This is a genomic window from Streptomyces sp. NPDC007896 (assembly GCF_042959425.1).
Classification (GTDB): Bacteria; Actinomycetota; Actinomycetes; order Streptomycetales; family Streptomycetaceae; genus Streptomyces.
This window is the reverse complement of the sequence record NZ_JBIBKX010000016.1, coordinates 274,648-287,384: the sequence shown is the minus strand read 5'-3', so window position 1 is coordinate 287,384 and position 12,737 is coordinate 274,648. Positions and strand designations below refer to the sequence as shown.

The 12,737-nt window shown below is 67.9% G+C and carries 12 protein-coding genes, 1 tRNA gene and 1 pseudogene; 5 read left to right on the top strand and 9 right to left on the bottom strand.

The window, feature by feature from the left end; genetic code table 11:
• Positions 1–32: 32 nt before the first annotated feature.
• The 3 genes from ACFZDJ_RS41125 to ACFZDJ_RS41115 are packed head-to-tail and all read right to left on the bottom strand — an operon-like array spanning position 33 to position 2,125.
• Entirely contained in the window at positions 33–785 is a 753-nt protein-coding gene (locus ACFZDJ_RS41125) for an ATP-grasp domain-containing protein (protein WP_391066795.1), read from the bottom strand.
• A 48-nt stretch (positions 786–833) separates the two neighbouring features.
• Positions 834–1,922, bottom strand: a complete 1,089-nt coding sequence (dapF, locus tag ACFZDJ_RS41120; protein WP_391066792.1) for a diaminopimelate epimerase — start codon at positions 1,920–1,922, stop codon at positions 834–836.
• A gap of 59 nt (positions 1,923–1,981) precedes the next feature.
• Positions 1,982–2,125, bottom strand: a complete 144-nt coding sequence (locus tag ACFZDJ_RS41115) for a hypothetical protein (RefSeq protein WP_391066789.1) — start codon at positions 2,123–2,125, stop codon at positions 1,982–1,984.
• A gap of 168 nt (positions 2,126–2,293) precedes the next feature.
• Here ACFZDJ_RS41115 and ACFZDJ_RS41110 point away from each other — a divergent pair, with 168 nt between their 5' ends.
• Positions 2,294–2,452 carry a hypothetical protein gene (locus ACFZDJ_RS41110; protein WP_391066787.1) on the top strand — a complete coding sequence of 53 codons (159 nt, stop codon included), beginning with the start codon at positions 2,294–2,296 and terminating at the stop codon, positions 2,450–2,452.
• A 90-nt stretch (positions 2,453–2,542) separates the two neighbouring features.
• Here ACFZDJ_RS41110 and ACFZDJ_RS41105 read toward each other — a convergent pair whose 3' ends face one another.
• Entirely contained in the window at positions 2,543–2,890 is a 348-nt protein-coding gene (locus tag ACFZDJ_RS41105) for a hypothetical protein (RefSeq protein ID WP_391066784.1), read from the bottom strand.
• A gap of 616 nt (positions 2,891–3,506) precedes the next feature.
• On the opposite strand from ACFZDJ_RS41105, the gene ACFZDJ_RS41100 reads away from it, so the two are divergent.
• On the top strand, positions 3,507–4,028 hold the full coding sequence (locus tag ACFZDJ_RS41100) for a hypothetical protein (RefSeq protein WP_168509182.1): 522 nt from the start codon (positions 3,507–3,509) through the stop codon (positions 4,026–4,028).
• Positions 4,029–4,363: 335 nt separating this feature from the next.
• Here ACFZDJ_RS41100 and ACFZDJ_RS41095 read toward each other — a convergent pair whose 3' ends face one another.
• Both ACFZDJ_RS41095 and ACFZDJ_RS41090 read right to left on the bottom strand, forming a co-directional pair.
• Entirely contained in the window at positions 4,364–6,082 is a 1,719-nt protein-coding gene (locus ACFZDJ_RS41095) for an RICIN domain-containing protein (protein WP_391066781.1), read from the bottom strand.
• A gap of 775 nt (positions 6,083–6,857) precedes the next feature.
• Positions 6,858–7,613: a hypothetical protein gene (locus ACFZDJ_RS41090; protein WP_391066779.1), complete on the bottom strand. Its 756-nt coding sequence runs from the start codon at positions 7,611–7,613 to the stop codon at positions 6,858–6,860.
• A gap of 426 nt (positions 7,614–8,039) precedes the next feature.
• Here ACFZDJ_RS41090 and ACFZDJ_RS41085 point away from each other — a divergent pair, with 426 nt between their 5' ends.
• Positions 8,040–8,264 carry a hypothetical protein gene (locus ACFZDJ_RS41085; RefSeq protein WP_067376496.1) on the top strand — a complete coding sequence of 75 codons (225 nt, stop codon included), beginning with the start codon at positions 8,040–8,042 and terminating at the stop codon, positions 8,262–8,264.
• 359 nt (positions 8,265–8,623) lie between these two features.
• On the opposite strand, the gene ACFZDJ_RS41080 is transcribed toward ACFZDJ_RS41085, so the two are convergent.
• Positions 8,624–9,136 carry an alpha/beta fold hydrolase gene (locus ACFZDJ_RS41080; RefSeq protein WP_391066775.1) on the bottom strand — a complete coding sequence of 171 codons (513 nt, stop codon included), beginning with the start codon at positions 9,134–9,136 and terminating at the stop codon, positions 8,624–8,626.
• A gap of 8 nt (positions 9,137–9,144) precedes the next feature.
• Here ACFZDJ_RS41080 and ACFZDJ_RS41075 point away from each other — a divergent pair.
• Positions 9,145–9,951, top strand: a pseudogene (locus ACFZDJ_RS41075) (tyrosine-type recombinase/integrase); the annotation flags it as partial.
• Positions 9,952–10,022: 71 nt separating this feature from the next.
• Here ACFZDJ_RS41075 and ACFZDJ_RS41070 read toward each other — a convergent pair.
• Positions 10,023–10,095, bottom strand: a tRNA-Arg gene (locus ACFZDJ_RS41070).
• Between the two features lie 68 nt (positions 10,096–10,163).
• Positions 10,164–10,913 carry a TetR/AcrR family transcriptional regulator gene (locus tag ACFZDJ_RS41065; protein WP_168509166.1) on the bottom strand — a complete coding sequence of 250 codons (750 nt, stop codon included), beginning with the start codon at positions 10,911–10,913 and terminating at the stop codon, positions 10,164–10,166.
• A gap of 182 nt (positions 10,914–11,095) precedes the next feature.
• Between ACFZDJ_RS41065 and ACFZDJ_RS41060 the strand changes: the two genes are divergently transcribed.
• Positions 11,096–12,646, top strand: a complete 1,551-nt coding sequence (locus tag ACFZDJ_RS41060) for an MFS transporter (protein WP_391066772.1) — start codon at positions 11,096–11,098, stop codon at positions 12,644–12,646.
• Positions 12,647–12,737 lie beyond the last annotated feature (91 nt).

The window sequence follows — 12,737 nt, the reverse complement described above, 5'->3', positions numbered from 1 at the left end:
CATCGTGGACGCGCGACACAGCGGGCGGGCTCCTACGGTGAGACGGCAGCCTCCCGAGTCAGTGTGGTGCTGGAGAACGCGGGAGTGGGCAGGGGAACATCGTATGGCGGGCGGGCCAACGCCTCGTGCAGCATCGCCACTACGACATCCGTGTGCGTGAGTCCGACCATCGCGGCGCCCACCACGAAGTTGCTGTCACGGGACATGCCCGGCGTGCTGTTGACCTCCAGCACATACGGCTCGTCGTCCTCGGTGAGGATGAAGTCGACGCGCGCCGAACCATGCAGGCCGAGCCCGTCCCACAGCGTCGTGGCGTACTCGGTGACCCTGGACAGCACCTCCGGCGGTAGCTCGGCGGCCCGTACGGCTACGGCGCCCCTGGAATCCACGTCGAGCTTCGTGTCGGCGTCGTAGAACTCCGCCTCGGTGGCCTCGGTGGCCAGCGGGGGGAGCACGACGACGGCTCCTCCGGGCAGCTCCAGCAATCCGACGGTCAACGGCACGCCGGTCAGGTAGTCCTCGACCAACACGTCTGCGCCCGCTTTGCCCGCAGCGTCCGCCAGCGCCCTGGGAAGGTCGGCCCTTTCGCGGACCAGGCTCATGCCTACGCTGGAGCCGCCGAAGGGCGGCTTGACCATCGCGGCCAGACCGTTCCGGTGCATCGGGCCCCCGGACCACACCCACCATCCGGGCGTGGGGACGCCGAGACTCAGCATCACCCGCTTGCGGAGGATCTTGTCGGCGGCCACCGCCGACGCGGCCACTCCGCTGCCGCAGTACGGCACGCGTAGGTAGTCCAGCAGGCCCTGCAGCCTCCCGTCCTCCCCGTACGGTCAGTGAAGGTTCGAGAGGGCCACGTCGTACCCGGCCAACTCCGTGATGAAGTCCGGTTCGCACGGGTTCAGTACCTTCCAGCGGGCTCCAATGCGGTCCAGGGCCTCGGACAGGGCGGTCACGGAACGCTGGTCCACGGGGCACTTCGAGTGGTACAGCCGGTCCTCTGCCGAAACCGGCCCGTAGACGAGTGCGACACCGAGCCCCTCTCGGTCGCGCTGCCAGTAGCGAAGTGTCTGGGCGGCCTCTCGCACCGCGAGGCCGGAGCTGGAGTCGAGGAACTGAGTCATGCGAGGACCCCTTCGAAGGTGTTGGTGACCGGTCCGCCGACCCAGTGAGTCCGCTTCGGTCGGTCGGGATATGGCCGGACCGTGAGCGGCTCCCCGGCATGGTTGTGGACGGTGACGGCACGCGGCGACACGAGTCCGCGCAGGGGCGGCGATGACGACGGCCGCGACGGCTCCACTCCCGCACGACAGGGTTTCCGCCTCGACGCCGCGCTCGTAGGCGCGGATCTTCAGCGCCTGGCTGCCGGCGGCTTCTACGAAGTTGACGTTCGTCCCCAGCGGGGCAAGGTCCGGGTGGTGGCGGATGAGGCGTCCGACGAGTACCGCGTCGATGGCGTCCACGTCGTCCACGATGGCGACGACGTGTTCGGTGCCGGTGTGGGCGCTGTCGAACCAGGTCGGCTTGCCGTTGATGACGGTCTGAACTCGCCGGGGGTGGACCGCGCCGACTTCGGCCGTGACCCACACGGAGTCGTCGCTCACGATCGCCTCGTGCATCACTCCCGCCATGCGGAGGCTCATCTCGCGGAAGCCGTGGTCGTGGTGCGCGGCCCAGGCGGTACACCGCAGAGCGCTACCGCACATCGTTGCGACTGAGCCGTCAGCGTTGAAGCAGCTGACTGCGAGGACGATCGGGCTGATGCTGATCAGGCTGCTGATGACGAGGCCGTCCGCGCCTACGCCGGTTCGTCTGGCGCAGAGGCGTTCCGCCTCCTTTGGCCAGTCCTTTTCGCCGTCCGGAGTGGGGTCGGCTAACAGGACGAAGTCGTTTCCCGCTCCGTGAATCTTGCGGAAGCGCATGGCAAAGCTCCTCGCTGGGCTGAGGTGACAGTGCTCGTGATGGCCGAACGGGGCCGGGATCAGAGGAGTTCGACAGGCCGATACGTGGTCGCCGACTCCTTCATGACCCACGGGGAGTGCCCGTCGAAGATCAGCACCCGGTGCCCCGCGATGCCGGCGGACCGCATGTCGCGGATCCGCAGATACAGCCCGTCGAGGCACACGAAGTCGCCTATGCGGACCTCGCTGGGCTGTCTCTGGCCGGCGATGGTGCCGAGAGGCGGAGAGGGCGCAGGAGCTGGTTCAGTGGTGCGGCGCTCGTACGTTCAGCCCTTCCAGATGGCTAGGAGGATCGAACCGCCCAGGGCCAAGAGGCTCGCCAGGTAGGCGAGTTGTTGCGCTTTCCCGACCGCCTGGACGAGGTCTCGAAGAAGATGCACAAGCGCCGCTCCAAGCAACTGGCCAAGGCGAAGGCCAAGCTGGAGAAGGCGGAGCGGAAGGCCCGTGAGGCCGCCGAGACCGTGGCAGCCCTGGAGGAAGACGCCGCGTGATGTGTGCCTAACCCGTACCGGGGCGCCGTAACCGAAGGGGGCACCCCACCGCGCTGATGCGGTGGGGTGCCCCCTTGCGTCTTCCTCGGATCAGGTCAGTCGCGGCCGACGGCTTTCCTCCCAGAACCGGTCCATCGCAGCAGCGGCCGCATCCCCAGCCAACCGCTCGATCCTCTCGGGCACCTCGCGCTCGTCGAGGACGAAGAGCCTCCCGCCGACGAGACGGGTGGTCGTCTTCCAGCCGAGACGCCGTCCCGCTTCCCTGGCGGCGCGCCGGACGTCCTTGAGCTCGCCCATCTCCGCAAGATCGTCAGCGCCGAGGATCAGCTGCCCGTAGTAGCCCTCGTACTCCGGCTTCAGAGCGGCCTGCATCAGCGACTCAAGCCGGTCGACCAGCTTCTCGTACCGGCGCCGGGCCAGCTCGTCGTTCGCGGGCATCTCGCACAGCTCCCCACCTCTGCCCGCAGCCGCATGTGTGCCATATGTGTGCTGCGAGGACGAAGGCCCTCCCGCCCGATGGACGGAAGGGCCTCTGACCAGGTGTTTCTCTGTGCCCCCGGCAGGATTCGAACCTGCGACACCCGCTTGAGGAGTTCGATCCGAGCTCGCTTCGGCTGCTGTAGTCGACTGGTGCGACGGCCGGACAGGGTTGTTGGTGTACGCCACCGTCCGGAGTCGTTGATGTCAGGCGTGGATGTCAGAACCTTCTGGTCCGTAGCTCTAGATAGATCGGTCAAGGACGGTCATACAGGCCGCACTTCGGGTCTACAAGGACACTGCGGGACGGGACCGGTTGCTGTGGTTGCTGTACTTGGCTGGTGTACCGCGATCTCAGGGCCTCACCCTTATCAGGTCAATCACCGTGGGTGGGAACCTTGAACAACTCACCATCCACCTCTATCGCTGGTCCGCATGAGTGCGGCTGCGACCGCCGCTGTACGCCGCCGTTGGTGTCAACCGCTGGTGTCAAACACCGACCGTCGACCCCGACCCCCTCGACCCTCGCGCGGCCATGTAGAGCATCATGCTGGCACGGCGACGTGAGGGGGGTTCGGTGAAGTGTGACGTAGTGATGCGAGGTCTGCGGTTCGGCCTGGTTGTCGGAGGGGTCTGCGCGCTGGGCTGGGGCGTCGTTTGGACGGCTGCCGTGATGGTCGCGTTGGCGCTGAGGCACGGGCACGGTGTGCCTTCGGCTCTCATCTCGGAAGTGATCCTCATGGGTGGCAGTCTGCTCGTGGGTGCGGCGCTGGGTCTGGTACTCGGCGCGACATTGGCACTCGCGCCCGGCTGGCTGACCTCTCATGGGCTGATCCGTCGGCTTCTGGCGGGAGCGGTCGCCGGAACGCTTTTCCTCGGCGAGGTTGTGGTCAGCGTGGAGGGCGGCATCCTGCCGGTGCTGGTGATGATCACGGGCATCCCGGTGGTTGGCGTGCTAGCGGCTGCGTGCAGTGGTGACATTTCAGGAAGCAGCCGCCGTCATGCCTGGTTGTGGTCGCGCACGCTTCTGTGGGCTGATTTTCGAGCACTCGCCTGGCGCGGGAGGCTCCGTGCCGCAGTTGACCTGCTGTGGAACTGATCCCTGCCATCTAAGTAGCTGTTGTCTTTCCGATCTTGAGCGGTGTCTGTCGAGCGGGAGTCTCGATTGGGTGGTCGCGGGGTGTTCGGCGCATACGAGCAGGGCCTCCTGAACAGCTCGTTGGTGTCTGGTCACCGAGCAGCAGGAGGCCCTGGTGCCGGTGCGTGAGCGCCGGTATCCGACCGATATGACGGACGGGGAGTGGGTCGTGGCCGGCAGATGCTGGACGCGATCCGCTATCTCCGCTTGAGCGAACCTGGCGGTCGGGCCAGGGAACGGCCGCCCGCGGCGAACCGTAGCCGTCGGCCGAGGCCTCCTCGGCCGACGGCAGGCGCCTACTTGAGCGCCGTACCACCCGACTTGCGGTACGCGATCGTCTTGTTGATCAGGTTTCCGCCGTCGGACTCGACCGTGGTCTGTTCCTGCTGCCCCGGACCGAACAGGAGGCCGGCGACGTGCGCGTTCGCCACCTGGTCCATGTGCGCGAAGAACCAGTCGACCTTGTCGTCCTTGTAATGGTTGAGGGTGTTGTTCTGCGCCATGTTGCCCACGGGGATCTGCCACAGGACCACCGGCTTGCCCACCGACTCGGCCATCGTCTTGTACCACCCCAGCGCGGCAGCGGCCTTCTGGTCGTTCCAGAAGGTGTCACGGGCGCCGTGCGCCGGCTGCGCGTACCAGCCCGCATCGCGGTCCGACACATCTGCGACCAGGAAGTCGGCGTTTTTCGCCCCGAGGTCCGTGTAGTCCTTGACGCATTTCTGGACGTCGGTCTGCCAGTCCCAGCAGGTCAGGTGGAACCCTGCGCCCGTGTTCGGCGCGTACTTGTGCGCCATCGCTATCAGGCAACGGGACAGGCCGGCGGCGCTGTTCTCCTGCGATCCGCAGTCTGTCGGATTCGCGGCCGTGACCTGCGCGGCGACCTGGTGCGGATTGCCGAGCGACCGGACGTAGCCCCAGAAGTCGGGCTCGATGTCGATCATGTCGTGCGAGTTGCCGATCTTCTGGAGGAAGAAGCGGTAGTCGTTCATATACCGGGTGAGCAGGTCAGCCCTGTTGATGGCCTTGACCTCGCCCGGACCGTCGCCCTCGCCTGCCAGATCCCCGAGGTCGCGCAATGAGTACCAGGTCCAGAAGTTCTTCTGCGGGCGCGGGCTGCCCTGGTACGTCGCCTTGGCCACGTGATCGTCGCCCCAGGTCACGTAGAAGCCGGGCGCCGTGGTGTCGCCGCTCCAGCAGCCCCACCAGCTCGACCACTCGGCCTTGCAACGCGATGCCGAATAGTAGTCCGACGAGGGCGCGGGCTGGCTGTGCACATAGGCGTATCGCACGTCGAACGGCGCGGCGGTCGTCGAGGCGTCGGACATCGAGCCGCCGATGAGCACCGTGCTACTGCCCATGAAACGTGTCGCCGAGCTGCCGCCACCGCCACCGCCACCGGCACCGCCACCGGCGGCCGGAGATGACGCCGACGGCGACGGCGAGCGGGTACCGCTCGTAGCCTGGCTTGTCGGAACGCTGCCGCCCGGTGTGGTGGGCGTGGGGGTGCTGCCGGAACTCCCGGTGCTGTCGATGCTCCCGGCCGGGACGAGTTTCCACTCCTGGCTGGCGCCGCCCCTGTCCTTGTTCTGGGCGACGCGGCCCCCGTCGGCCTTGGAGCCGTTCTGGACCTCAACGGCCATGCCACTGAAGCGATTGATCAGACGCACGTAGCCGTCCGACGACTTATTCAGGTGGAACTGCTGGTTGGCGCCGTTCCGGTCGCGCCACTGCACCATGGCGGAGCCGGCGGTCTTCGACCAGCCGTAGTCGTCCAGCACCTTGCCGGAGTTCCGGTTCTGCAGCCGGTAGTTCCCGTCACCCGAGTCGATGAACCGCCACTGCTGGTTAGCCCCGCCGTGACGGCCCCACTGCACCACCGCCGCACCGTCGTACGTGGCATAGGCGAGGCCGTCCAGCACCTCGCCGCTGTTCCGGTTGACCAGCACGTACCAGGCCTTCGTGTCCACGACTGCCGCTGAGGCCGTGTTGACCACGGCCACGGAACCGCCCACGACAGCCAGGACGACGGCCGCCCAGAGACTCCGACGCTGGTACAACCGACGGCCACGATGTCCCTTCCGTCGCCCCGGAACGGCTGAGCGGAACGACAGGCGACCACGGCGACGACGGCGGGCGCGACCGCCGACGGGCGACGCCTCCGACGACGCGGATGGACGAGGGAACATTTCGGTGCTCTCTTTCAGCCGTTGCCTCTGTCCGGACCGCCTGGTCCGGACAACCCCCAGTTGTCACAGCCCCCGAAAAGGTTGCCCCGGCCCGCGGGAATTTTTGTTCGGACGCCGCGCACCGGGTGGCGATCACGTCGTCGGGTCGGAGCGGCGGCCAGGGCGGAACGCAACTGACGGTCGGTCAGCCAGCCGCCCATGGTGGGTATCGGGAGCCGTCCGGCCCGTCGCCCGGCACGCCCGACCAGCGGAAACGCAGCCCTCAAGCCCGGAAAGACAACAGCTTCTAAGAATCCGGGCCACCTCGGGTGCGGGTCCGAGAGGTCGGCGGAGCCTTACTGACTTAGCCAAACGTCGCTGCCCAGGTCCCACCTACCCGGTACCCGGAGGGCACGGGTTGCCGCTGGCCAACCGCTTTAGGAGCGAGGTTGGGCGATCACGTGCGTGACCTGCGGATTCCCCTGCCTTACCACAGTCGGCCGAACTCACCCCTGCGGACCCCGGTTCCCCGTGAGTCCCCGTCCGTTCTGGCACGAGAGTGGCACGGCCTGGGGACCGTGCCGGGTGCCAGCAGGTGTCTGGATCCGGGCAGGCTGACGAGCTACCTGGCGCGGGAATTGTCGCGCAGAGCGCGTGCCAGCTCGGCGACGTGTCGCGCTTGGACGGCGGACAGCCGTCGCGCCTCCCACAGCAGCGCTGCGGCGTCCACGGCTTCCGGGGACGGAGAGGGCGGCACCTCACGCAGAAAGACGCCCGTCAACGCGGCCAGATCGCTGGCGTCGATCCCCAGCAGGACAGCGAAGTCCGTCACCAAGCGCGGGGTCAGCTCCTTACGACCGGAGCCGATCACCCCGTAAGTGGCCGCCGACAGGTATGTGGGCGTCACGAATGCAAGCGTCTGCGCCATGCCCATCCAGTTCAGGTTGCGGTACTGGAGCATGCGGATCACCCAAGTGCTCGGTCCGCCGGCGAGGGGTATGAGCGGCTTCGGGGCGAAGCTGGAACGCCGTTCCTCCTGCGGCAGTAAGCGGATCTGCTGTAGGAGGTCACGGCGTCCCGCTGCCGGGAGACGCGTCGCATCCGTCACTGTGCTCGCCACCCACTTCGTGGCCGTGCCGTCCAACGGCGCTAGATCGTCCGGGACTGCCAACCCTGCGAGGATGAACAGATCGACGGCGTGGAAACCCAGCGCGGGCGCGAGCCGTCGGAGCAACCCCGCGCCTGGGCGCTCCCCTGCGAGCACCGCGCGGACCTCGTCAGCGGTCAAGCCGGCGCGGTCGGCTAACTCCTGCACGCCAAGGTCTCTGTGGTCCAGCGACCACGCCAGCATCGCGCCGAAGCCAGGATGCTCCTTCATGCTCGCAACCTAGCCGGAAGCGCGTACCCCAGCCCTGTCACTCGACCTGGAGCCCCGCCTTGAACATTCCGCTGGTTCCGATAGCCGGACATACCGATGCGCGCTCAGTCAGATCGCAATCCGAGGTACAAGGGCAAAGTAGAGCGTTAGTTTGGAAGATCGCGTAACCGGATGAGGGCTGAGCTGGCGAGACGCTGAGCTGCGGGTTCTCGGGGCACTCGCCGAGGGTCCCCGCTGCTCCCCGCTGGTTGCTGTTCGACCGGGCACGCGGAGGGCACGCGTGTGCCTCTCTGCCGCACTCTTGGCCGCCAGATGGCGAGACCCGTGCAGACGACCCTGTTGCGCGCTCACGCGGGCTGTGGGGCGGCTCGCACTGCCCCGTAGTCTCGGTTCCGACCACACGGCAAGAACGGGGGAGTTCACGGGATGGCGAAGCCGGTACGTGCAGCACTGGGGGAAGTCTGGCTCAACTGCCAGGTCTGCCAAGGGGATCTGTTCCGAGAGCGGCGTGTCCTGCTCAACAGCGCCGGCATGGAGTTCATGCTCGGAAAGTTGGCCGGCGAGAACGCCACGGGCCTGATCTGCTGGCGGTGCGGCTACGTCCACTTGTTCGTCAACAAGGACATCAAGCTCTACCGAGCGGACAAGTAACGGAGATTGCGAAATCGGGTGGGGGCTGACCTGAGGCGGTGACGTGCGTGTGTTCAGCACACTCGCTGACGTCCTCCGTGGGTCCCTGCTGCCAGGAGACCACGCGGTCGGCGAAGCCTGACTGGTCGAGTCAAGTCGCCGGCCGACCTGTGCGACGCTCGATGCGAACTATGGGCACGAAGGTCACCGAGGTCTGTCGGGCTGGCTGGGCGGGCCGTGAGAAGCATGGACGGTTGGTGCTGGCCGACGGGGTTGCTGTACTTCGCTGCTGTACCGCACCGAGTTCTGTCGAGACCTCTTTACGGCCGGCGGCGACGCGCACGGATGCCCAAAGGCGGCGTGCCCCGCAGTCCTCGGCCCTACTCCAGGGTCTTCGCAGCGTTGCGGATGACCTCGAGGACAGCGTTGGGCTGAGAGAGCATCGGGACGTGGCTGCTGTCGAGACTGACGGTCGTGGCCTTCATCCGTTCGGCGGAAGCGCGCTCCCGGTCCGGGTTCACCGTGCGGTCCTGGGTGCCCACGATGTACCAGCTCGGCTTCGCTCGCCAGGCATTGCCGGGTACCTGCTGGTCGAAGAGGTCCGCGATCGGCGGGTCAGCGGTCGCCAGCACGAGTTTTTGTTCCTCCAGCGGCAGGTCGCCGCAGAAGTCGCCGATGCCCGACTCCTTGAGGTAGATGCGGTTGTCGGCGACCTCAAGGTGCTCGAAAACCGGCGAGCTGGGAAACGCGGCCAGGTGCTGCTGCGAGGTCTCGTCGTCGTCCGGGGAAAGCGCGCAGATGTACACCAGCGCGCCCACCCTGTCGTGCACGCCCGCCTTGGTGATCAGCGTGCCGCCGTAGGAGTGGCCCACGAGCACGACCGGGCCAGGCACGTGGTTGATCGCGCGGGGTCGCCGACGTACGCCGCTTCCTCGTCCGCCTGGAGAAGGAGACCACCGCGGCAACGGCCAAGGAGTCCCACCGAGTGCTCCGTTCCGCTCTGTCCTCCGCCTGCCGGGAGGAACTGATCACGCGCAACGTCGCCAAGCTGGTCGAGCCGCCCCGCACGGACAACAGGGAGTTGAAGCCCTGGAGCCTGGACGAGACGTTGGACTTCCTTGCGGCGTCCCGGAGGGATCCGCTCTATGCAGCCTTCGTGCTCGCCGTGGCTATGGGTCTGCGCCGGGGAGAGATCATCGGCCTTCGCTGGTCTGATCTCGACCTCGACAACCGAGTCCTCTACGTCCGGCAGCAGACTCAGCGTCGCCGCGGAGTCTTGTACGACGACGACCCCAAGAGCCGCCGCCGTCGCGTCGTCCCGCTGCCCGCGCTCTGCATCGCCCCGCTGCGCTGGCACCGGATGCGGCAGTCCGCCGCACGCGCCAAGGCGGGGGAGAAGTGGCTGGCGTCCGGCTACGTCTTCACCACCCGCACCGGCCGCCAGGTCGAGCCGCGGAACGTCTACCGCTCCTTCACCCGCATCGCTGACTCCGCCGGCATCCGAGTCGTCCGGCTGCACGACGCCCGGCACGGCACGGCGACCCTGCTTACCGCGGCCGGAGTCGCGCCCCGCGTCGTGATGGAGATCCTCGGCCACTCTCAGATCAGCATCACCATGGACGTCTACACGCACGTCGTGCAGGACACGCAGCGCGAGGCCATGAGTCACATGGATCGGCTGCTCAGGAGGCGTCCCGGCCGTCAGTGACCGTGCTCGTTGATGTCAGCTGTGGATGTCAAAGGCCCCGGACCATGATCAGTCCGGGGCCTTTGCCCTTGTGCCCCCGGCAGGATTCGAACCTGCGACACCCGCTTTAGGAGAGCGGTGCTCTATCCCCTGAGCTACGAAGGCGGGGGGATCTCGGTGAGACCCGGCGACTAGCGTAGCGGATTCGGTGGGGTGGGGGTTCTGGCGTTCGGTCAGTGGGTGATTCGGGTTGCCAGGCCGTCCAGGACGCGGTCGAGGCCGTACCGGAAATTCTCGTCGCGGGCGGTGCGGGGATCCTTGCCGCGTTGTTCGGCGTAGCCCTCGCGGAGGTGGGGGTAGGACTCGGCGGCCTGTTCGGCGGTGGGCCAGAGGCTCTCCACGTACTGCTGTTCGGTGTGGCCGCTGCGGGCGAGGACGTTGAGGTAGGCGGCCTCGCTGGTGGCCATGCCGGTGACGTAGGCGACGAGGGTCGAGGCGGCCTGGTCGGCCTCGGTCGTGGGCAGGCCCGCGCGGGTGAAGAGGGCGAGCAGGAACTCGGCCAGGCGCATCGCGTTCGGGCCGAGGTACGACATGCCCATCTCGCCGAGCACCGAGGCGATCCACGGGTGGCGCAGCATCGTCGCGCGCAGGCTCTGGGCGCAGAGGGTCGCGTCCGCGCGCCAGGTCGAGGGGTCGGTGGACCGGGGGATTTCGATTTCGCCGTAGATCTCGTCGATGGCCAGCTCGATGAGCTCGTCTTTGTTGGCCACGTGCCGGTAGAGCGAGGTGGCACCGGCGCCGAGGCGGGTGCCGAGCTTGCGCATGCTCAGAGCGTCGATGCCGTCGGAGTCGAGCAGGCGTAGCGCCTCGGCGACGATCTGGTCCCGGCTCAGCGCCGGCTGTTCGCGGCCGGCCCGGGGGCGGGTCCACACCGACTGGACGGGAGGTGGCGGCTCCGCTTCGGCCTGCTTCTGGGGGGACATTCGGCTTCCTCTCTCCCGGTCCGGCCACCGTAGCGCACAGCATGCGCAGGGTGCGTACGGGTGGCGATGTTTTCGTACGTCGTTCTCTCTTGCGTACAGTGTGCGCATCACCGTACGGTGTTCCACAGAGCGCACGGTGTGTGCGGCTCAGCCCGCCGTTCGAGAGGTAGAGAGGTAGACAGATGGACCGTCATCCGCGCCGCTGGCTCATCCTGATCGTGTTGTGCCTCAGCACCCTGGTGCTGGTCGTCGACAACATGGTTCTCACCGTGGCGATCCCGACGATCGCCGAGGACCTCAAGGCCAGTGCCCAGGACCTTCAGTGGATCCTCGATTCGTACATGCTGGTCTTCGCCGGGCTGCTGCTGACCGCGGGCAGCCTCTCCGACAAGTTCGGGCGGCGGAAGGTGATGGTCATCGGGCTCGCGCTCTTCGGGGCGGCCTCGGTGGTGGCCATGGAGGCCGCCACGCCCGGGGCGCTGATCCTGGGGCGGGTGCTGATGGGCGTCGGGGGCGCGCTGATCATGCCCAGCACGCTGTCGATCCTGATCACCGTCTTCGACGACGCCGAGCGGCCCAAGGCCATCGCCGCCTGGAGCGCCGTCGCCATGGTCGGGCTCGTCGGTGGTCCGGTCGTCGGCGGCGCGCTGCTGGCCCACTTCTGGTGGGGGGTCGTCTTCCTCCTCAACATTCCCATCGCCGGTCTCGCGATCATCGCCGCGCTGGTCCTCATGCCCGAGTCCAAGGGGCCCTGGCGCAAGGCCGACCCGATCGGCATGGTGCTGTCGATGGTCGGCATGACCGCGCTCATCTGGACGATCATCGAGCTTCCCAAGGGTGGGCTGGGTCAGCAGGGCACGCAGTTCTCGCTCGGCTTCGCGGTGCTCGGGCTGGTCGGGTTCGGGGTGTGGGAGAGCCGCTGCTCCTCGCCGATGATCCCGGTCTCGCTCTACCGCAACCGTGTCTTCACCGGCGCCAGCTTCTCCCTCGTGCTGCTGACCCTGGCCCAGGGCGGCCTGATGCTGGTGCTGACCCAGTACCTGCAGTTCGTCCTCGGCTACTCCGCCACCCAGACCGGTCTCGCCTTCACCCCGCTGGCCCTCGCGACCCTCGCCTTCAACAGCGTCGGCGCCGCCCTGCTGCCGAAGACCGGCAACCGCGCCATGGCGGTCTTCGGACTCCTCGTCATCGCCTCCGGGTTCGGGCTGCTGTCCACGCTGAACGCGCAGAGTGGGTGGGGAGTGCTCGCCGGTGCCATGTGCCTCATGGGCGCCGGTGGCGGGCTGACGATGCCCGCGGCGATGGCGGCCATGATGGGCGCGATCCCGGACGAGCACGCCGGTGTGGGCTCCGCGCTCAACGACACCGTCCAGCAGGCCGGCGCCGCGCTCGGTGTCGCCGTCCTCGGCGCGGTTCTCTCCAGCACCTTCACCGGACACATGCCCGCCGCCGCCCCGGCCGCCGCCCGCCACTCGATCGGCGACGCCCTCGCCGTCGCCGCCCGCACCGGCGACAAGTCCCTCCTCGCCTCCGCCCACGACGCGTTCACCAGCGCGATGTCGGCGAGCTTCCTGGCGGGCGGGGCGGGAGTCCTGGTCGCGGCCGTCCTCGCCGTCTTCCTGATGCGGGACGGCAGGTCCACCGGAGCCCCGGACGAGGGTGCGTGCGAGGCCGCCCCGGACGAGGGCGGGTCCGAGGCCGCGGAGAACGGGCTCGCGGGGGTCACCCACTGACGCCCAGGGTCACCCCCCTGCACATGCTCCCGCCCGTGTCCGGACCACCTCCCCGTGGCCCGGACACGGGCGCTCACGTGCTCAAACGGTC

Coding starts and splice junctions, on each gene's coding strand:
- dapF (WP_391066792.1), bottom strand. CDS start 1,922: ATGCGCTTCCGCAAGATTCACGGAGCGGGAAACGACTTCGTCCTGTTA.
- ACFZDJ_RS41105 (WP_391066784.1), bottom strand. CDS start 2,890: ATGCCCGCGAACGACGAGCTGGCCCGGCGCCGGTACGAGAAGCTGGTC.
- ACFZDJ_RS41090 (WP_391066779.1), bottom strand. CDS start 7,613: ATGAAGGAGCATCCTGGCTTCGGCGCGATGCTGGCGTGGTCGCTGGAC.
- ACFZDJ_RS41085 (WP_067376496.1), top strand. CDS start 8,040: ATGGCGAAGCCGGTACGTGCAGCACTGGGGGAAGTCTGGCTCAACTGC.
- ACFZDJ_RS41065 (WP_168509166.1), bottom strand. CDS start 10,913: ATGTCCCCCCAGAAGCAGGCCGAAGCGGAGCCGCCACCTCCCGTCCAG.
- ACFZDJ_RS41060 (WP_391066772.1), top strand. CDS start 11,096: ATGGACCGTCATCCGCGCCGCTGGCTCATCCTGATCGTGTTGTGCCTC.